Annotated in this window: 18 protein-coding genes and 1 pseudogene; 17 read left to right on the top strand and 2 right to left on the bottom strand. The window is 62.8% G+C overall.

Annotated elements, in window-relative coordinates; all coding sequences use genetic code 11:
• The 4 genes from G3N99_RS16410 to G3N99_RS16395 form a co-directional block, all read left to right on the top strand.
• Positions 1–184, top strand: a 184-nt coding sequence (locus G3N99_RS16410) for a hypothetical protein (RefSeq protein ID WP_206122918.1), incomplete at its 5' end; no start/stop codon positions are given.
• Positions 185–257: 73 nt separating this feature from the next.
• Positions 258–1,289 carry an aspartate carbamoyltransferase catalytic subunit gene (locus G3N99_RS16405; RefSeq protein ID WP_041492755.1) on the top strand — a complete coding sequence of 344 codons (1,032 nt, stop codon included), beginning with the start codon at positions 258–260 and terminating at the stop codon, positions 1,287–1,289.
• 52 nt (positions 1,290–1,341) lie between these two features.
• A complete protein-coding gene (locus G3N99_RS16400; protein WP_206122917.1) occupies positions 1,342–2,619 on the top strand; it encodes a dihydroorotase in 1,278 nt (425 codons plus the stop codon).
• Between the two features lie 19 nt (positions 2,620–2,638).
• Positions 2,639–3,496, top strand: a complete 858-nt coding sequence (locus G3N99_RS16395) for a lysophospholipid acyltransferase family protein (RefSeq protein ID WP_174941551.1) — start codon at positions 2,639–2,641, stop codon at positions 3,494–3,496.
• A 32-nt stretch (positions 3,497–3,528) separates the two neighbouring features.
• On the opposite strand, the gene G3N99_RS16390 is transcribed toward G3N99_RS16395, so the two are convergent.
• A complete protein-coding gene (locus G3N99_RS16390; RefSeq protein ID WP_174941549.1) occupies positions 3,529–4,368 on the bottom strand; it encodes a symmetrical bis(5'-nucleosyl)-tetraphosphatase in 840 nt (279 codons plus the stop codon).
• 350 nt (positions 4,369–4,718) lie between these two features.
• Here G3N99_RS16390 and rfbB point away from each other — a divergent pair, with 350 nt between their 5' ends.
• The 10 genes from rfbB to G3N99_RS16340 all read left to right on the top strand — a co-directional run bounded on the left by rfbB (position 4,719) and on the right by G3N99_RS16340 (position 16,174).
• Positions 4,719–5,780, top strand: a complete 1,062-nt coding sequence (gene rfbB / locus G3N99_RS16385; protein ID WP_174944434.1) for a dTDP-glucose 4,6-dehydratase — start codon at positions 4,719–4,721, stop codon at positions 5,778–5,780.
• 11 nt (positions 5,781–5,791) lie between these two features.
• Positions 5,792–6,685, top strand: a complete 894-nt coding sequence (gene rfbA / locus G3N99_RS16380) for a glucose-1-phosphate thymidylyltransferase RfbA (protein WP_206122916.1) — start codon at positions 5,792–5,794, stop codon at positions 6,683–6,685.
• The gene (gene rfbC / locus G3N99_RS16375; protein ID WP_206122915.1) at positions 6,670–7,221 is read left to right on the top strand and encodes a dTDP-4-dehydrorhamnose 3,5-epimerase; all 552 of its coding nucleotides are present in this window, start codon (positions 6,670–6,672) and stop codon (positions 7,219–7,221) included. The genes rfbA and rfbC overlap by 16 nt, the downstream gene beginning before the upstream one ends.
• A gap of 7 nt (positions 7,222–7,228) precedes the next feature.
• The gene (gene rfbD / locus G3N99_RS16370) at positions 7,229–8,137 is read left to right on the top strand and encodes a dTDP-4-dehydrorhamnose reductase (RefSeq protein WP_206122914.1); all 909 of its coding nucleotides are present in this window, start codon (positions 7,229–7,231) and stop codon (positions 8,135–8,137) included.
• Positions 8,138–8,209: 72 nt separating this feature from the next.
• Positions 8,210–9,016, top strand: a complete 807-nt coding sequence (locus G3N99_RS16365) for an ABC transporter permease (protein ID WP_206122913.1) — start codon at positions 8,210–8,212, stop codon at positions 9,014–9,016.
• Complete coding sequence (locus tag G3N99_RS16360; RefSeq protein ID WP_206122912.1) at positions 9,006–10,319, top strand: ABC transporter ATP-binding protein; 1,314 nt, start codon at positions 9,006–9,008, stop codon at positions 10,317–10,319. Before G3N99_RS16365 ends, G3N99_RS16360 begins: the two co-directional genes overlap by 11 nt.
• Positions 10,320–10,380: 61 nt before the next feature.
• Positions 10,381–11,523, top strand: a complete 1,143-nt coding sequence (locus tag G3N99_RS16355; RefSeq protein WP_206122911.1) for a DegT/DnrJ/EryC1/StrS family aminotransferase — start codon at positions 10,381–10,383, stop codon at positions 11,521–11,523.
• Complete coding sequence (locus G3N99_RS16350; protein WP_206122910.1) at positions 11,513–12,817, top strand: glycosyltransferase; 1,305 nt, start codon at positions 11,513–11,515, stop codon at positions 12,815–12,817. Before G3N99_RS16355 ends, G3N99_RS16350 begins: the two co-directional genes overlap by 11 nt.
• A gap of 29 nt (positions 12,818–12,846) precedes the next feature.
• On the top strand, positions 12,847–14,217 hold the full coding sequence (locus G3N99_RS16345) for a glycosyltransferase family 4 protein (RefSeq protein ID WP_206122909.1): 1,371 nt from the start codon (positions 12,847–12,849) through the stop codon (positions 14,215–14,217).
• On the top strand, positions 14,207–16,174 hold the full coding sequence (locus G3N99_RS16340; RefSeq protein ID WP_206122908.1) for a glycosyltransferase family 2 protein: 1,968 nt from the start codon (positions 14,207–14,209) through the stop codon (positions 16,172–16,174). The genes G3N99_RS16345 and G3N99_RS16340 overlap by 11 nt, the downstream gene beginning before the upstream one ends.
• 46 nt (positions 16,175–16,220) lie before the next feature.
• Here G3N99_RS16340 and G3N99_RS16335 read toward each other — a convergent pair whose 3' ends face one another.
• A complete protein-coding gene (locus tag G3N99_RS16335) occupies positions 16,221–16,889 on the bottom strand; it encodes an acetyltransferase (RefSeq protein ID WP_206122907.1) in 669 nt (222 codons plus the stop codon).
• A 382-nt stretch (positions 16,890–17,271) separates the two neighbouring features.
• Here G3N99_RS16335 and G3N99_RS16330 point away from each other — a divergent pair, with 382 nt between their 5' ends.
• The 3 genes and pseudogenes from G3N99_RS16330 to G3N99_RS16320 form a co-directional block, all read left to right on the top strand.
• Positions 17,272–18,153, top strand: coding sequence for a glycosyltransferase family 2 protein (locus tag G3N99_RS16330; RefSeq protein ID WP_206122906.1), 882 nt, complete (start codon positions 17,272–17,274; stop codon positions 18,151–18,153).
• Positions 18,150–19,115: an SDR family oxidoreductase gene (locus G3N99_RS16325; protein WP_206122905.1), complete on the top strand. Its 966-nt coding sequence runs from the start codon at positions 18,150–18,152 to the stop codon at positions 19,113–19,115. The genes G3N99_RS16330 and G3N99_RS16325 overlap by 4 nt, the downstream gene beginning before the upstream one ends.
• Positions 19,116–19,120: 5 nt before the next feature.
• Positions 19,121–19,427, top strand: a pseudogene (locus tag G3N99_RS16320) (glycosyl transferase); the annotation flags it as partial.

Below are 19,427 nucleotides of genomic sequence, written 5' to 3'. Positions count from 1 at the left end.
AAAAAAAAAAGTCATCGGCGCGTACCTGAACTCGCTGCTGCTCTTCATCCGGTTGCGCAAGCCCGGCATCTACCACCCGTCGCCGTGTTGGCGTCCCTTCTTCATGCATCTGATCGGCGCGACGCTCGTGCTCGCACGCGACGAAGCGCAGTTCACGCTGCGCGTCGAGGCGCACGGCGCCTGAACGACACGCGAACCGTATCCCGGGCCGCTGGTTTGCACCGCGGCCCGTTTGCATAGTTGGAATCACGCACATCATGACCACCGACACCACTGGCCGCACCGGCAATCCCGCTGCGACCGCGAGCCCCGACCGGTTCCGCTACGGCTTCCTGAAGGGCAACCCGCAGCTCACGAAAAACGGCGAGCTGAAGCACCTGCTGTCGATCGAGGGCCTGCCGCGCTCGATCGTCAACCACATCCTCGATACGGCCGAGCAGTTCGTCAGCGTGACGGACCGTGAAGTGAAGAAGGTGCCGCTGCTGCGCGGCAAGTCCGTGTTCAACCTGTTCTTCGAGAACTCGACGCGCACGCGCACGACCTTCGAGATCGCCGCGACGCGCCTGTCGGCCGATGTGCTGAACCTGAACATCAACGCGTCGTCGACGAGCAAGGGCGAATCGCTGCTCGACACGATCAACAACCTGTCGGCGATGCATGCCGACCTGTTCGTCGTGCGTCACGCATCGAGCGGCGCACCGTACCTGATCGCCGAGCACTGCGCACCGCACGTGCACGTGATCAATGCCGGCGACGGCCGCCATGCGCACCCGACGCAGGGCCTGCTCGACATGTACACGATCCGTCACTACAAGCGCGACTTCACGAAGCTGCGCGTGGCGATCGTCGGCGACATCCTGCATTCGCGCGTCGCGCGCTCCGACATTCACGCGCTCACCACGCTCGGCGTGCCGGAAGTGCGCGCGATCGGGCCGCGCACGCTGCTGCCGGGCGGGCTCGAGCAGATGGGCGTGAAGGTGTTCCACAACCTCGACGAAGGGCTGAAGGGCGTCGACGTGATCATCATGCTGCGCCTGCAGAACGAGCGGATGAGCGGCGCGCTGCTGCCGTCGGCGCAGGAATACTTCAAGACCTGGGGCCTGACGCCCGAGCGCCTCGCGCTCGCCGCGCCCGACGCGATCGTGATGCACCCGGGCCCGATGAACCGCGGCGTCGAGATCGATTCGCAGGTCGCCGATGGCCCGCAGTCGGTGATCCTCAACCAGGTCACGTTCGGCATCGCCGTGCGGATGGCGGTGATGGGCATCGTCGCCGGCAACAGCGACTGAGCCCGCTTTCGCGCATCCTTATTCACGCAATCAACGCATTCACAGACAGCGCATGAAGATTCATATCAAAGGCGGCACGCTGATCGACCCGGTCGCCGGCACCGAGCAGCAGGCCGACGTATTCGTCGCGGACGGCACGATCGCCGCGCTCGGCACGGCGCCGGCCGGTTTCAACGCGGACAGGACGATCGACGCGGCGGGCCTGATCGTCGCGCCCGGCCTAGTCGACCTGTGCGCGCGACTGCGCGAGCCCGGCTACGAGCACAAGGCGACGCTCGCGTCCGAGATGGCCGCGGCCGTCGCGGGTGGCGTCACGACCCTCGTGTGCCCGCCGGATACCGACCCCGTGCTCGACGAGCCGGGCCTCGTCGAAATGCTCAAGTTCCGCGCGCGCAACCTGCACCAGGCGAACGTGCATCCGCTCGGCGCGCTGACGGTCGGCCTCAAGGGTGAAGTGATCACCGAGATGGTCGCGCTGACCGAGTCCGGCTGCGTCGGCTTCACTCATGCCAACGTGCCGGTGCGCGACACGCAGGTGTTGCTGCGTGCGCTGCAGTACGCGAGCACCTACGACTTCACCACGTGGCTGCGCCCGCAAGACGCATTCATCGGCCGCGGCGGTGTCGCCGCGAGCGGCGCGCTGGCGTCGCGGCTCGGGCTGTCCGGCGTGCCGGTCGCGGCCGAGACGATCGCGCTGCACACGATCTTCGAACTGATGCGCGTGACGGGCGCACGCGTGCACCTCGCGCGGCTGTCGTCGGCGGCCGGGCTGGCGCTCGTGCGCGAGGCAAAGGCCGAGGGGCTGCCCGTGACGTGCGACGTCGGCGTGAATCACTTGCATCTGATCGACGTCGACATCGGCTACTTCGATTCGCAGTTCCGGCTCGATCCGCCGCTGCGCAGCGAGCGCGATCGCGAAGCAATTCGCGTGGCGCTCGCCGACGGCACGATCGATGCGATCTGCTCCGACCACACGCCGGTCGACGACGACGAGAAGCTGCTGCCGTTCGGCGAAGCGACGCCGGGCGCGACGGGGCTCGAACTGCTGCTGTCGCTGACACTGAAGTGGGCCGACGAGACGCGTACGCCGCTTGCGCAGGCGCTGCGCCGCATCACGTCCGCACCGGCCGACGTGCTGAAGCTGCCGGCTGGCCGCCTCACCGAAGGCGGCGCGGCCGACCTGTGCGTGTTCGACCCGCGCGCGCACTGGCGCGTCGAGCCGCGTGCGCTGAAGAGCCAGGGCCACAACTCGCCGTTCCTCGGCTACGAACTGCCCGCCTGCGTGCGCACGACGCTCGTCGCCGGGCAGATCGCGTTCGAGCGCTCCTGAACCACGCCGGACCTTCGCCATGATTGCCCTTCGCAAGCTGCGTCTCGTTTTCCACCTGTTGCGCGGCATGGCGATCGTCGCGCTGCGTTTCTCGCACGTCACGCCCGCGCGGCGCGCCGAGATGACGCGCCGCTGGTCGCTCAAGCTGCTGAGGATCTGCGGAATGCGCCTCGTCGTCCACAACGACGGCGCGCGGCTCGACGCGAGTGCGCTCGTGGTCGGCAATCACGTGTCGTGGCTCGACATCTACACGGTCAACGCGTGGCGGCCGACGCCGTTCGTGTCGAAGGCCGAGGTGCGGCAGTGGCCGGTCGTCGGCTGGCTCGCCGAGAAGCTCGACACCGTGTTCCTGCAGCGCGAGAAGCGCACCGAGGCGATGCGGGTCATGCACGAGATGGCCGAGCGTCTGCGCAACGGCGGGCTGATGTGCGTGTTTCCGGAAGGGACCACGACCGACGGGCAGGAACTGCTGCCGTTCCACGCGAACCTGTTCCAGGCCGCGGTATCGGCCGGTTGCGCGGTGCAGCCGATCTGCCTGATGTACGAGGACGGGCAGCGGCGGCAGTCGGTCGCGCCGGCCTATACGGGCGAGCTGGCGCTCGGCAAGTCGCTCGACATGGTGTTGCGCGGCGGCCCGATCATCGCGCACCTGTACGTGTGTGAACCGATCGCGCCGGGTGGCGACCGGCGGGCGACGTCCGCCGCGGCGCGTGATGCGATCGCGGCTGCGCTCGCGACGCTGCAGGCAAAGGTCGACAAGCCGACGGCCGAGTCGCTTGCGGAACTGCAGAAGCATGCGTATCCGGCGACCGAGGTTGGTGCTGGCGCGGCAGGCGGCGACGCGGCCGATGCGCCCGTGCCGGGGCGCGAGGGTTGACGCGCTTCCCGGCGACGCCAATCAGCCTTTGATCACTCTCCGCCCGGCGCGCGGCACGCATCGCACTGCACCTGCGTGACCGTGCGCTGCGCCGGATCGGCCGTCAGCCGTACGGCCGACAACTGGTTCCCCCACACACATCCCGAATCGAGCGCGACGACGTTCTCGCGCACCATCAGGCCGAGCGCGGCCCAGTGCCCGAACACGACCGTCACGTCCTCCGTGCGACGCCCCGGTACGTCGAACCACGGCAGATAGCCGGGTGGCGCGCTGTCGGGGCCGCCATTTGCCTTGAATTCCATCGCACCGTCGGGCGTGCAGAAGCGCACGCGCGTGAACGCGTTGAAAGCGACGCGCATCCGGTCGCGTTTCTTCAGATCCGGGCTCCATTGATTCGGCTCGTTGCCGTACAGCTTCTGCAGCGTGTCGCGCCAGTCAGGCGCGCGCAGCGCGCGCTGGAGCTCGTCGGCGAGCTCCAGCACGAGCGTCGCATCCCACTGCGGCAGCACGCCCGCATGCACGAGCAGCATCCCGTTCTCCGCATGCACGAACGGCCGGTGGCGGACCCAGTCGAGCAGCGCGTCGGCGTCGGGTGCATCGAGGATCTCGCCGATGGTGTCGCCCGGGCGTTCGGTGCGCAGGCCGGCGGAGACCGCAAGCAGGTGCAGGTCGTGATTGCCGAGCACGACGGTCGCCTGCGGGCCGAGGTCGACGAGCGCACGCAGTGAGGCGAGGGAGTCCGGGCCGCGGTTGACGACGTCGCCGGCGATCCACAGCGGCGTGTCGGCGGGAGCTGAAAGCTTGTCGAGCAAGGACTGGAAAGCGGAATGACAGCCTTGGATGTCGCCGATGGCGATGGGGGTATGGGTCATGGGGCGACGTGGGTTACGTGTTTCGGCTGCGCGGGAAGATTAGTCCGGTTGGCATTTCTTTGCGCAATTTTATTTTCGAAAAAGTCCGTGGCATGGCATGAAATTTCATTGGCGGGACGGGTTCGGCGCGCTGTATCAAGTTGTTAGCGGCATGGCATTTGCGTGTTGCGGCTCCCTATAATTATGGTTCTCCCCAACAAAATTAGCATTTCATGACTTTGGAGGCCATGTCGACCGGTTAAAATTTGCGGTCTGACGTAGCGGTCACAAGTTACCGGTTACGAGCACTTGTGAATCTGATGCGGCGAGCGCCCCGAGGGTGTTCGCCGCGCATTACTAGAGGGAGCCTCATGATCCTGGTTACGGGCGGCGCGGGTTTTATCGGTGCCAATTTTGTACTCGACTGGCTGCGCGCATCCGACGAAGCCGTGCTCAACGTCGACAAGCTGACGTACGCAGGGAACCTGCGCACGCTGCAGTCGCTGGACGGGAATCCGAAGCATGTGTTTGCGCGCGTCGACATCTGCGATCGTGAAGCGCTCGACGCGCTGCTTGCAGAGCACAAGCCCCGTGCCGTGCTGCACTTCGCTGCGGAAAGCCACGTCGATCGCTCGATCCATGGCCCTGCGGATTTCGTGCAGACCAACGTTGTCGGCACGTTCACGCTGCTCGAAGCGACCCGTCAATACTGGAACGGCCTGAGCGAGACCGACAAGGCGGCGTTCCGCTTCCTGCACGTGTCGACCGACGAGGTGTTTGGTTCGCTGTCCGCAACCGATCCGCAATTCTCCGAAACGACGCCGTACGCGCCGAACAGCCCGTATTCGGCGACGAAGGCGGGTTCCGACCACCTGGTGCGTGCATATCACCATACGTACGGTCTGCCGGTGCTGACGACGAACTGTTCGAACAACTACGGTCCTTACCAGTTCCCCGAGAAGCTGATTCCGCTGATGATTGCGAACGCACTCGCGGGCAAGCCGCTGCCGGTGTATGGCGACGGTCAGAACGTGCGCGACTGGTTGTACGTCGGCGATCACTGCAGCGCGATTCGCGAAGTGCTCGCGCGCGGCGTGCCCGGCGAGACTTACAACGTCGGCGGCTGGAACGAGAAGAAGAACCTCGAGGTTGTGCATACGTTGTGCGATCTGCTCGACAAAGCCCGTCCGAAGGCTGCAGGCTCGTACCGCGACCAGATCACCTATGTGACGGATCGCCCCGGCCACGATCGCCGCTATGCGATCGATGCGCGCAAGCTTGAACGCGAGCTCGGCTGGAAGCCTGCGGAAACGTTCGAGACCGGTCTGGCGAAGACGGTCGACTGGTATCTCGACAACCAGGTCTGGGCCGATGAAGTTGCATCGGGCGAATACCGCAAGTGGGTCGAGACGAACTACGCGAAACGCACTTGAGGAGAGAAGCGATGGCACGTAAAGGCATCATTCTCGCCGGCGGGTCCGGCACGCGACTGTATCCGATCACGCACGTCGTATCGAAGCAGCTCCTGCCGGTGTACGACAAGCCGATGATCTACTATCCGCTGTCGACGCTGATGATCGCGGGCATTCGCGACGTCTTGATCATCTCGACGCCGCAGGACACGCCTCGCTTCGAGTCGATGCTCGGCGACGGCAGCCAGTGGGGGATGAACATCCAGTACGCGGTGCAGCCGTCACCCGACGGTCTCGCGCAGGCCTTCATCATCGGCAAGGAGTTCGTCGGCAACGACCCGTCGGCCTTGATCCTCGGCGACAACATCTTCTACGGGCACGACCTGGCGAAGCAGCTCGACCGTGCGCATGCGCAGGAAACCGGCGCGACCGTGTTTGCGTATCACGTGCACGACCCTGAGCGTTACGGCGTCGTCGAGTTCGACAAGTCGTTTCGCGCGCTGTCGATCGAGGAGAAGCCGGCCAAGCCGCGTTCGAACTACGCGGTGACCGGCTTGTACTTCTACGACAACCGCGTGTGCGACATCGCGGCCGACATCAAGCCGTCGCTGCGCGGTGAGCTGGAAATCACCGACGTCAACTCGCGATATCTCGCCGACGGCGCATTGAACGTCGAGATCATGGGCCGTGGCTACGCGTGGCTCGATACCGGCACGCATGATTCATTGATCGAGGCGGCGAGCTTCATCGCGACGCTGCAGAAGCGGCAAGGTCTCGTCGTCGCGTGCCCTGAGGAAATCGCCTATCGCCGCAAGTGGATCGACGCAGAACAAGTACAGAAGCTCGCGCAACCTCTGGCGAAGAACGCGTACGGGCAGTATCTCAAGAACCTTCTAACGGATCACGTCGTATGGCCATCCAAGTAACGGCAACGGCGTTGCCGGAAGTCAAGATCATCGAACCGAAGGTGTTCGGCGATGCACGCGGGTTCTTCTACGAAAGCTTCAACGCGCGCGAGTTTGCCGAGCAGGTCGAGCCGGGTGTCGAATTCGTGCAGGACAATCACTCGCGTTCGTCGAAGGGCGTGCTCCGCGGATTGCACTATCAGATCGAGCGCGCGCAGGGCAAGCTCGTGCGAGTCGTCGAAGGCGAGGTGTTCGATGTCGCGGTCGACATTCGCAAAGGATCGCCGAACTTCGGCAAATGGGTAGGCGTCGTACTGTCGAACGACAACCATCGTCAACTGTGGGTGCCGCCGGGTTTCGCGCACGGCTTTGTCGTGTTGTCGGATGCCGCGCAGTTTCTTTACAAGACGACCGATTACTGGTTTCCCGAACACGAGCGCTGCATCGTGTGGAACGATCCCGCGATCCGGATCGAATGGCCGATCGATTTCGAGCCGTTGCTGGCAGCCAAGGATGCGGCCGGCAAGCAACTGAACGAGGCCGACGTCTATGCTTGAGGCATCGATGAGCCGGAAGCCGACGATTCTCGTGACTGGCGCGAATGGTCAGGTAGGGTGGGAGCTGGTACGTGCGCTGCAACCCCTGGGCAAGGTGGTGGCTGCGACACGCAACGACGTCGACCTGGAGGATGCGGTGGCCGTGGGGCGCTTCGTCGAGACGGTGGCCCCGGATATCGTGGTCAATGCGGCTGCGTACACGGCAGTCGATCGTGCAGAGGACGAACCCGATGCCGCGTTTGCCGTGAACCGCGACGCGGTGCGTGCGATGGCGCGCGTTGCCGCGGCGCGCGGTGCATTGCTGATCCACTTCTCGACCGATTATGTATTCGACGGCAGCAAGCAGGCACCTTATTCGGAAAGCGACGACGTCAGTCCGTTGAACGTCTATGGCGCGAGCAAGCTGGCTGGCGAACAGGCTATTGCCGAAATAGGGGGCGACTGGCTTGTGTTCCGGACGTCGTGGGTCTACGCGTCGCGCGGGCAGAACTTCCTGCGCACGATGCTACGGCTCGGCGCCAGCCGCGAGACGTTGTCCGTCGTCAATGATCAACATGGCGCGCCGACAAGCGCGCGGACGATTGCGGATCTGACGGCGCATGCGATCACGAAATCCCTCGTGGAGCGGCGTGCCGGAACGTTCGAGTGCGGCGTCTACCACATGACGGCGTCCGGTACGACGACGTGGCATGCATTTGCCGAAGCGATCTTCAGCGGCGCGAGACGTGTGTCCCCCCAGTGCGGCCTCGCGATTCGGGAAGTGAACCCCATCCCCGCGGTAGAGTATCCGACGAAGACGCCACGTCCGACGTATTCGGTACTGGACAACACGCGTTTCGACGAGCGCTTCGGACTGTCTCGACCGCAATGGGAAGACGCGCTGACGCTCGTCCTTGACGAGTATTACGGCACCTGACGTCGCTCGGGATGACGGCGCGCAAGGCGGTGCGGCGCGCCCATTGGGAATCTTGTTTAGTTAGAGTTTGTCATGCGGGATAACATCCAAAATTCATTTCCCCTCTGGCGGCATCGCCGCCTGATCTATCAGATGACGCGCCGCGAGGTCGTTGGTCGGTATCGCGGGTCGGTGCTCGGGCTGTTGTGGTCGTTCTTCAACCCGTTGCTCCTGCTGGCCGTGTATACGTTCGTGTTCAGCGTCATCTTCAAGGCACGATGGAATACCGGATCCGATTCGAAGACCGAATTTGCCGTCGTGCTGTTCGTCGGGATGATCGTCTTTCAGGTTTTTTCCGAGACGATCAACCGCGCGCCGTCATTGATCATCAGTAACGCAAACTATGTGAAAAAAGTGGTGTTTCCGCTGGAGGTTCTTCCGGCGGTGGCCTTGCTCGTAGCCCTCTTCCATGCGGCGATCAGCTTTTGCGTGCTGTTGCTGGCGATGGTGGTGCTGGGGTTCAGCGTGCCGGTGACCGTATTCTATTTTCCGTTCGTGATATTGCCGTTCCTGCTGTTTACGCTCGGGTTGAGCTGGTTTCTCGCTTCGCTTGGTGTGTATATTCAAGACATTGGTCAGTCGATCGGCCTGGTGACGACGGTTTTGATGTTCCTGACCCCGGTGTTTTACCCGGTCAGTTCGCTGCCGGCCCACTACCAGCATATCGTTTCGTTGAACCCCGTCGCGTTCGTCATCGAGCAAAGCCGTAACGTCGTGATCTGGGGGACCGCGCCGAACTGGTTCGGCGTGTTGAAGATGCTGTTGGTGAGCGCCATAATCGCGGCCCTGGGGTACCAGTGGTTCAACCGTACCAGGAAAGGATTTGCCGATGTCCTCTAATCTTGCCGTCAGTGTAGAGAACCTGAGCAAGGTATTTCACATCTACGATAGCCCGCGGGCTCGACTGATGCAGATGCTGCTCGGTTCCCGGAAGCAGTTTTACCGGGAATTCTGGGCGTTGCGCGATATTTCGTTCGATATCGCGCCGGGCGAAACCGTCGGTATCGTGGGTCACAACGGATCGGGAAAGTCTACGCTCCTCCAGGTGATTTCAGGCACGCTGGCGCCGAGCGCCGGGCGCGTCGTGACGAACGGCAAGGTCGCAGCGCTGCTGGAGCTCGGTTCCGGGTTCAATCCGGAATTCACCGGCCGGGAAAACGTGATGCTGTACGGCCAGATCCTCGGAATGAGCCGAGAGGAGATCGAAGAGAAGTATCCGGCGATCGTCGAATTTTCGGAGATCGAGAACTTCATCGATCAGCCGCTGAAGACGTATTCGTCCGGGATGTATGTCCGGCTGGCTTTTTCCGTTGCGATTCACGTCAATCCGGACATTCTGATCGTCGACGAGGCGTTGTCCGTCGGCGACGCGATGTTCCAGGCGAAATGCATGGCCGTCATGAAGAAGCTGATGGACCGTGGCACGACGCTGCTGTTCGTCAGTCATGATCCGGGGGCGGTGAAGGCGCTTTGCGATCGTGCCATTCTTCTCGATCACGGCAACATGCTGGCGAGCGGTTCGACGGACGACGTCATCGAAGCGTATTACTCGTCTTACGTGCGCAAGCGGCAACGTGTCGTTTCCGATGAAGCGCAAGCCGTGGCGCAGCCGCTCGAACTGGACGCCGACCTCAGTACGGGCGCAGAGGAATTCCAGAAACGTGCCGGATTTCAGCGAATCCGAAATGGCCGTGCGACCTTCGTCAACGTGCAACTGATCGACGAACTGGACCGGGTGACGCGACAGGTTACTTACGGCGACACGGTGACGCTGCGAATGGTGGTGAGCGTGGAGGAGGATCTGTCGACGCTCTCGTTCGGTTACCACCTCCGGGACAAGAACGGCTTCGACATCGCCTACTCGGATACAGGGCTCGAACACGCCCATCTTTATGACGTGCATGCGGGAGAGGTGCACGTGGTCGACTGGACGTTCCGGATACCGTTGCGCGCGGGTGAGTACAGCATCAGCGCGGTGGCAGCGGTTCCGATCGATCTGAGCATCGGTCAGGTCGACACATGTGATCACGTTCCGATCGCCGTGCAGTTCAATGTGTCCCGCGGCACGCATTTGCCGCTGTATGGCGCAGTCCACCTCGACAATAAGGTGCATGCGCGCTTGCTGTCGAAGGCGGCAGCGTGATCGAGATGGTGGCGAGTTTAGCGTCGGCGGGCAAGCCTGACGGGATGGAGCGGAGAGCAGGATGAACCAGAAGCCGGACGTATTCGACAAGCCGATATATGTGACCAAGCCAATGCTGCCGCCGCTGAATGAATATTCGGCACAGCTGGCGGACATATGGGACAGCGCGTGGTTAACGAATGGCGGCCAGAAGCATGCGGCGCTCGAGGCCGCGCTGGCGGACAGGCTCGGCGCGCCGCACTTTTCGCTATTCAATAACGGGACGAGCGCGTTGCTGGTCGCGTGCCAGGCACTGCGGCTCGCGGGCGAGGTGATCACGACGCCGTTTACGTTTCCGGCAACGCCCCATGTGCTCCATTGGAACAACGTGACGCCGGTGTTCTGCGATATCGACGAGGAAACGCTCACGATCGATCCGGTGGCCGCCGAGGCGCTGATTACCTCGCGTACCACCGGCGTGCTCGGCGTGCATGTGTACGGCATGCCATGCGACGTGGCCGCATTCGACCGTATCCGCGAGAACTACGGGGTCAAGGTTCTCTACGATGCGGCTCATGCATTCGGTACGGAAATCGACGGCGTGCCGATCGCCTGTTTCGGTGACGCGACCATGTTCAGCTTTCACGCGACGAAGTTGTTTCATTCGGCGGAAGGCGGCGGTTTGGCGCTGGCGGACGTTGCACTGAAGAAGCGCGTCGATTTGCTGAAGAACTTCGGAATCTTGAATGAAACGGAAGTGATCATGCCTGGCATCAACGGCAAGATGAACGAGATTCAGGCTGCGCTCGGGCTCGTCAACTTGTCACACTACGGCGCGGAACACGACGCGCGACAGCGCGTTGCCCAGGTCTATCTCGATCGCCTCGAGGAGATTCCCGGGATCCGTTGCTTCCGGTTGCCCGTCGGCGTGAGCCACAGCATGCAGTACTTCATCGTTCGCGTGAATGCACGGACGTGCGGGGTGACGCGTGACGAACTCTACGAGCGACTGAAGCAGTTCAACGTATTCGCGCGCCGCTATTTTTATCCGCTTTGCAGCGAGCACAACTGCTATCGAGCGTTGCCCAGCGCCGATCCGGGGCGGCTCCCGGTCGCAACGCGCGTATCTCGCGAAGTTCTTGCATTGCCATTGTTCGGGGAGCTTGGCGAAGCAGGCGCACATCGCATTGTCGATATCATTAAATATATTTGTAATGGCAAGTAATCAATCGGGGAACGGCGGGCGACCACGTGTAAGCATTATCGTGACGTCCTATAACTATGCGAGGTTCATCGGTGAGACCATTAGGTCCGTCATCGACCAGACCCTCGACTCGTGGGAGTTGATCATCGTCGACGACTGTTCGACGGATGATTCGTGGAACGTCATCCAGACGTTTCAGGACCCGCGTATTCATGCTGTCCGCTTCGATAAGAACCGCGGTGCGTGCGCCGCATACAACTCCGCGCTGGGTCTCGCGCGCGGGGAGTTCATTGCGAGCCTGGATTCCGACGACGTATTCGCTGCGGACAAACTTGCCGTCCAGGTGGAGTTCCTGGATCGGCATCCGGAAGTCGATATCTGCGGCACGTATCTCGAAGAAATCGACGACGCGGGCAACACGGTGCCGAGCGAAAGCCGCATGTACGCGCCGTGGTTCAACAAGGAGCTGGATTTCAATTCGCCTGATTGCTGGATCTGGGAGAACCATCTTTGTCATTCAGGCGTGCTGATGAGAAAGTCGTTGCACGACCGTGTCGGCTCGTTTCGCGAAGAGCTGACGTATTCGCCCGACTGGAATTTCTGGCTGCGCGCGTTGGCGGATGGGGCGACCTTTCATGTGATTCCGCAGGAGCTCGTCCGATACAGGTCTCACGGAAGCAACATTACCCACCGGAACTTCGACGCCTTGATGTGGGAGTACGCGGATACCTCCGCGCGAACGCTGCATCCTTATCTGATGCGTGTGGGCCGCCCCGACCTGATCGCGAAAAACGTTCAGATCTTCGTCAAGCGGTTTTTCGAGGTCGACGGAGACTGGCGCCGATATCTGGAATTGATGGATCTGCTCGATTGGCGTAACGCGCATGGCGATCGCTTCGCGATTCCGTCGCATCTGTTCGACGATCCCGAGTTGACGGCACTGGTCGCGCGGCTTGCACGCGGGTGGTCTCCGCAAATGGTTGCAGGCACGGTGCCGCTGTCGCAGGAGCTCGCGGTAGAGCGCGCCGATCCCGAGCAGACGATTGCACTGCCCGCTGCGGATGCCTCGACGTTTTTGCTGCTTGTGCGTAACGAGCGGGATCAGGCGCGTCGCGACCTCGCGGATGCCGGAGAAGCGGTCCGTGCCGGTGCCGAGCGAGAGGCGCGGCTTGAAGCGGAACAAGCCGCACTCGAGGTCGAACAAATGAAATTGCAGGCGGAGATCGCTTCGCTTCGGACCGAGCTCGATCGTATCGGGGGGACGGTCTGGGGCAAGGCAGACAGGTTGTATCGGCGTCTCGGCGGACGGATTTGACTGGATTCGGGAAATCAAGGTACTGAACTATGCCGCGATACCAAAAATTTTTATTCTTTGCTCAACGGGTCTACCATCGTCTGCCGCTGCAGCAGCAGATGAAGTGGCGTATTCGCAGGGTGATCCTGCCGGTTTTGCTGTCTCTGCGGCAGGAGAGCCCATCGATCGGCCGGGCGCTGAAAGCGGCGTTCGTTCAGCCGCCGAAGCTTCGCGACGGTGCACGGGAACTGCGCTTGCAGAATCTGCTGCTTGGCCTAGCACGTCGTGGCGTGAAGAACGTGAGTCACATCATTGCCGTTCCGTTCATGGGAACAGGCGGTGCGGAGAACGTGGCGCTGAACTTCGCGCGGGCCGTGCGTGAACTGTACCCGCAACAACAGGTGTTGCTCGTCGTGGCCGACCGCTCGCACGTGGACGAACGTGTCGTTCAGGTCGACGGTGTGCACGTGGTGGTGCTCGGCGATTTTACGAACAACGATTCGTATGAGCAGAAACAGGGCCTTCTGTATGACCTGATTCTGGCGATCAAGCCTGCGGTGTTTCACAACATCAATAGCGAGGTCGGCTGGAACGTCATTATCGAGTCAGGCGAGCGACTCAAGCGGGTGGCCAAGCTTTTTGCATGCATCTTCGCATTCCAGTTTGCCGAGGATGGAAAAAGCAAGACCGGTTACGCCGCGTATTTCCTGCAGCCCGGTTTGCCGGCCTTGACGGCTCTGCTCTCCGACAATCAGCGCTTTGTGACCGACGCCCGTGTCGAGTACCAGCTCGGCGATCAGGGCGCGAAGCTGCATGCGATCTACAATCCGAGCCGGGCGTCCGGCGACAATTGGCGTGCCGCGGCGCTCGATCGCATCGCGCGCCGTGGTGTCGCGTTGTCGGGGAAGCGACCGGCGTTCTTGTGGGCCGGGCGACTCGACAAGGAGAAGCGTATCGATCTGCTGGTGGCGCTCGCCAAGGCGTGCCCGCAGTTCGATTTTCACGTGTATGGACAATCGGTCGTCGATTCGGGCGAGCTGTTGCCGAAGCTGCCCAATCTGCACCTGGAAGGTCCGTTCTCGACTCCGGCCGAGCTCGTCGCGGATCGCCTGTATACCGGCTTTATCTTCACGTCCAAGTGGGAAGGAATGCCGAACATTCTTCTCGAGATCGGCTCGCTCGGCGTGCCGATCGTGGCGCCCGCGGTTGGTGGCGTAGGCGAACTGATCACCGATGCCACGGGATACCTATTGCCCGAGAGTCCAACTGCAAACGACTATCGGGCCGCGATGGAGGCGATGATCGCGGATCCGGCCACGACGGACGTGCGTGCGCGCTCGCTCGTCGATTTGATCGACACGCGCCATACGTGGCCTCGATTCGTTGAGTGTGTTAGGGAGTTGGAAGGTTATGGAGTTTGACCGACAAAATATGGGGTCGAACGATTCGCGCGACCCGTCGTTGCCACTCGTGTCGGTGGTGATTCCGTGTTACAACCAGGCGCAGTACCTGATCGAGTCCGTGTCATCGGCGCTGGACGCGTACAGCGGGCCGCTGGAAGTCATCGTCGTCGATGACGGCAGCACCGCGGCAAGAACGGGTACGTATCTGCGTGCGGCGGAAGCGCTGTCGCCTGTCGTGCGCGTGATCTCACAAACCAATGCCGGCTTGTCAGGCGCGCGCAATACGGGCATTGCGGCTGCAAAAGGCGAGTTCATCCAGTTGCTCGATGCGGACGATCTGATCATTCCGCCGAAGCTCGACCTGCAGGTTGCTCATTTCCGGGTGGGGAACGCTCTGGACGTGTCGATTTCGAATTTCCTGCTCTGCGATGATTCGCGGACCGTATTTTCGAAGCATGACGAAGCCATTGCGCATTCCGCGCTGGATTTGCAGGACTTCCTCTACAAGTGGGAGCGCGGCTTCGCCGTTCCGATCCACTGCGCGCTGTTTCGGCGAGCGGCACTCCCGGACAATCCATTCGACACGTCGGCCCGAGCGAAGGAAGACTGGCTCTTCTGGTGCGGGCTTAGCGCGCGCGGCGCGCGCATGGCCTACGTCAATGCCCACAATGCGATCTACCGGCAGCATGCGCAGAGCATGCGCCGGTCGTATGTGAGGATGGGCAAGAGCTGGCTGCATGCTGCAGCGAAGATCGATGCGATGGTGTCGGCGCGCGAGCCCGCGTTCTTTGAATCCGCGGTCGACTGGTTCGAGAATTTTTATCGAAAGCATCCCGCCTACGTCGAGGAAATCGCACAGCTGCGTGGCCAGACGAGTGCGGGTGCGCCGGGCGTATCCAGTCAGCACGCTGAATCGGACGGGCAACACACGCAGAAGCTCGAGCGGCTGCACGCTGCGCTCGCCAAGATGCCTGCGGACGCACCGCTCGTCAGCGTCGTGATTCCTGCATACAACCATTTCGACTACATCGACGGCTGTCTGCTGTCCGTGATCGAGCAGAAGGGTGTTGCGATCGAGATCGTGTGCGTCGACGACTGTTCGCCGGACAAGCGCACGACGTCGCTGCTGGGCGCGCTGCAAGCGCGTCACCCGAATGTCCGGATCATCCTCAACGACGAGAACAAGGGTATTTCGAACACGCAGAACGAGGCGGTCCAGCATGCGAGGGGCGAATACATCGCGTTCGTCGATTGCGACGATGCACTGGTGCCTGGTGCGCTCGCGCACGTTGCACGGGTGCTGGCGGAGATGCCGGAATGCGATTATCTGTTCACCGACCGGTTCGATATCGACGAAAACGGCGACGAAGTTCGTCGTGCCGACTATGGCGGCTATCCGAATATTGCGTTCAAAGACGACGCGAGCATCAAGAGCGACCTGCTCGATGGCATGGTGGCGTCGCATCTCAAGGTGATTCGGCGCAGCACGTATCTGAAGGCCGGCGGATCCGACGACGCCTTCTCCGGCATTCAGGACTGGGAACTGGCCCTGAAGATCGCGGAGTTCGGTCGATTTCACTACCTGCACGAACCGCTCTATCGGCATCGCGTCCATACGCGATCCGTTACCTCGTCGGATAGTGTCGGTCAGTTCAGGAAGACCAATATCGTCCGGAGGCAGTTTACTACCCGTTGGTTGGCTGGCGGACGTGACCGTACCGGGCCGGTATTGCGTTTCTCCAGCGAGGCTGGGCAGATGCCGTCGGTCGACGAACTCAAAGAGGCGTGGCGCCAAGGCCGGCGATGCGAGATGCTGGTCGCGGCGAATGCACCCGTGCCCGTGCTTAACTTTATGCGGGAATTCAATTCCTACTTCGACCGGATCGAGTGGACGACCGCGGAAGCCTACGCAGGCCTGCTCGGCTATGTGCAACCCGGCGTGCTGGTTGTACACGCGCCGGAGCCGCGCAGCTGACGGCGCATGTGCGCGAGCGCGGGGCGGTTCCCGCGTTCGCGTCAGCTTAGGCTTGTCGCTTCATCAGTGGCGCCGCTGGGTTGCCGACAACGGTCACGCCCGGCGGCACGTCCTTGGTCACGACGGCACCCATGCCGATCACCGCGCCTTTGCCGATCGTCAGCGGTTTATCGGGCGTGCCCTGCTTCAGGACGGCACCCGTACCGATGTAGGCATCGTCCTCGATCACGATCCGGCCGTTGCACGCGACCCGTGGGGCGAACGTCACGAAATCGCCGACGATGCAGTCGTGAGCGACGTAGCTGTAGATGTTGCACTGGAAATGCCGGCCGATCCTGACGTCCGATGTGCACATCGAAAAATCGCAGAACACTGCGCCTTCGCCGACTTCGACGTTATCGAGCGACACATGCGTGCTGGCCGCCAGCGAGCCGAACGCGAGGTTTTCGCTTTCACAGCGCTGAACCAGAGTGCGCCGCGCCGCGGACGACCCGAGCGACACGACGACCGCGCGGTCGCGATGCGCGGGCGAGACAAGCGCGTCGAAGGAAATGACTTCGATACCGTTTTGCACGGTGCCGATTTCCGACGGCGTGTCGGACACGAATACGATGCCGGATGCCGAGCCTGTGCCGGTTCGGGCTTGATGCTGTCGTGCCAGCGGCAGGATCTCGCGCCCAAACCCGCCGCACCCGTAAATAGCGATTCGCTCCATCGTTCACTCCAATCTGCAGGGCAATCAGTCTAACGGTACGAGCGACGCGCGAGCAACTAAGGGATGTTGCCGGGGCGAAAGCGTGGCGGTGCCGCCCGGCGCATCCGCTATTTCGTTTTCACGGCGCGCGTGTCGCGGAACCGGCAGCGGCGCGCTCCCGATGCGCCGACGCGCGTGACATATCGGTCTGGGGTGCGATGGAAAGGCGGCTGGCGCGAAGGGACGGCCTTCGTGCCCGCGGCATGCCACGGCGACATTGCGCCCCATTTTTTCGTCGCTGGATGCCTGTGGCAGGCATGGTCGCGGCATAATTGCTACAAATGGCAATCCCGGTTGCACGGACGGGCATGCATCTGCACACTGTCGGATGCCCTCGGCGTCAATGGAAAACAACAGTCAGCACGTGACATCTCATTCGCAAGCATCCACTCCCTCACCGCATCCCGTCGACGAAACACTGTCGATTTCCATCGTGACGTACCACCCGGACGAGGCACTCCTCGCTCGGACGTTCTCCAGCCTCCGTGCGGCGTGCGCGCGTCTCCGGGCCGTGCGCGGCGGCGGTGTCATCAGCGTTTGCCTTGTCGACAACGGCGGCTTGCCGGATTTCACAGCCGATCTTGCTGCATTCGAGCAGGCTGGCATCTCCTGCAACGTGCTGTCCGGTCACGGCAACGTTGGCTACGGACGCGGGCACAACCTTGCGATCGAAGCGGCACGCAGCCGCTATCACCTGATCCTGAATCCCGATATCGACCTCGAGCCGGATGCGCTCGTGCACGCGCTCGACTTTCTCGACGCACATTCTGAAGCAGGTTTGCTATCGCCTCGCATCGGTGACGAATCGGGCCGGATCCAGTATTTGTGCCGTCGCTATCCGGCGCTGGTGGATCTTCTGGTCAGGGGATTCCTGCCCGCGGCCTTGCGCCCGCCGTTCGAGCGCCGGCTGGCAAGTTACGAGATGCGCGACCGTATCAACGAAACCGACGTCGTGTGGGATCCGCCTATCGTCAGCGGCTGTTTCATGCTGTTCCGCACCGAGGTGCTCGCGCGTCTGCAGGGCTTCGATCCACGCTATTTCCTCTACTTCGAGGACTACGACCTCAGCTTGCGGACCGGTGAGTGCGCACGCACGGTCTACCTGCCGCTGGCGCGCGTGATTCATCACGGCGGCGGCGCATCCCGCAAGGGTTCCGCGCACATCCGCATGTTCGCGGCGTCGGCGTTCAAGTTCTATAACCGCTTTGGCTGGAGGCTGTGGTGACCCGCATCGTCGTGACAGGCGCAAACGGCTTCGTCGGCCGTGCGGTCTGCCGGCTGGCGCTCGCGGCAGGACATACGGTCACGGCGCTGGTGCGCCGTCCCGGCGGATGCGTTGAAGGCGTTCGCGAGTGGGTGCATGACGCGCCGGATTTCACCGGGCTCGCGCACGCGTGGCCGGATGATCTGGAGGTCGATTGCGTGATCCACCTGGCTGCGCGTGTCCACGTGATGCGCGACGAGTCGCTCGATCCGGACGCCGCGTTCGAGGCGACTAACGTCGCAGGGACGCTGCGCGTTGCCGAAGCGGCGCATGCGCACGGCGCGCGGCGCTTCGTGTTCGCCAGCAGCATCAAGGCGATCGGCGAGGGCGATCGAGGTGTGCCGCTCGCGGAGGACGTCACCCCCGCGCCGCAGGATCCATACGGGCGTTCGAAACTGCGTGCGGAGCAGGCACTCGCGCAATTCGGGCGGCAGGCGGGCATCGACGTGGTCACCGTGCGTCCGCCGCTGGTTTACGGCCCCGGCGTGCGGGCCAATTTCCTGCGGATGATGGACGCCGTCGCACGAGGATTGCCGCTCCCGCTCGGCGCGATCGAGGCACGCCGCAGCCTCGTCTATGTCGATAACCTCGCTGACGCGCTGCTGCGGTGCGCAATCGATCCGCGGGCCGCGGGCGAGTGCTTTCATGTTGCCGACGACGACGCGCCGTCGGTGGCCGGGTTGCTGAGGCTGGTCGGCGACGCGCTCGGCAGGCCGGCACGGCTGTTCCCGGTACCGGCCGCGATGCTGCGCGCGCTCGGCAGGCTGACAGGCCGCAGTGCCGCCGTTGACCGCCTGACGGGCAGCCTGCAACTCGACGCCGGCCGCATGAAGCGCATGCTCGACTGGCGACCGCCCTATACGACGAGACAGGGCCTCGAGGCGACCGCCGCGTGGTATCGTTCGCGCGACAAACAGAAATAGACAATATGCATCCCGCGATTACCACGTGGCTCACGCTGGCCGGCGTAGCAATAGCCGCTGCCTTCGCCTCGACCCTTATCCTGCGGACGCTGCTCGCGACGGGGCTGGCCTGGCGCCTCGCGACCGATATTCCGAACGACCGTTCGCTGCATACACTGCCGACGCCGCGTGTCGGCGGCTGGGGCATCGTGCCGGTGTCCGTGATCGCGACGCTGTGGCTCGCGCCGTCGATGTGGCTGGTCGCCGTGGCCGCCGCGGGCCTCGCCGCGCTGTCGCAACTCGACGATCGGCGCGGGCTGCCCGCGCGGGTCA

It is taken from the genome of Burkholderia sp. Ac-20392 (assembly GCF_017104585.1).
Lineage (GTDB): Bacteria > Pseudomonadota > Gammaproteobacteria > Burkholderiales > Burkholderiaceae > Burkholderia > Burkholderia lata.
This window is presented reverse-complemented; position numbering and strand designations above follow the sequence as displayed.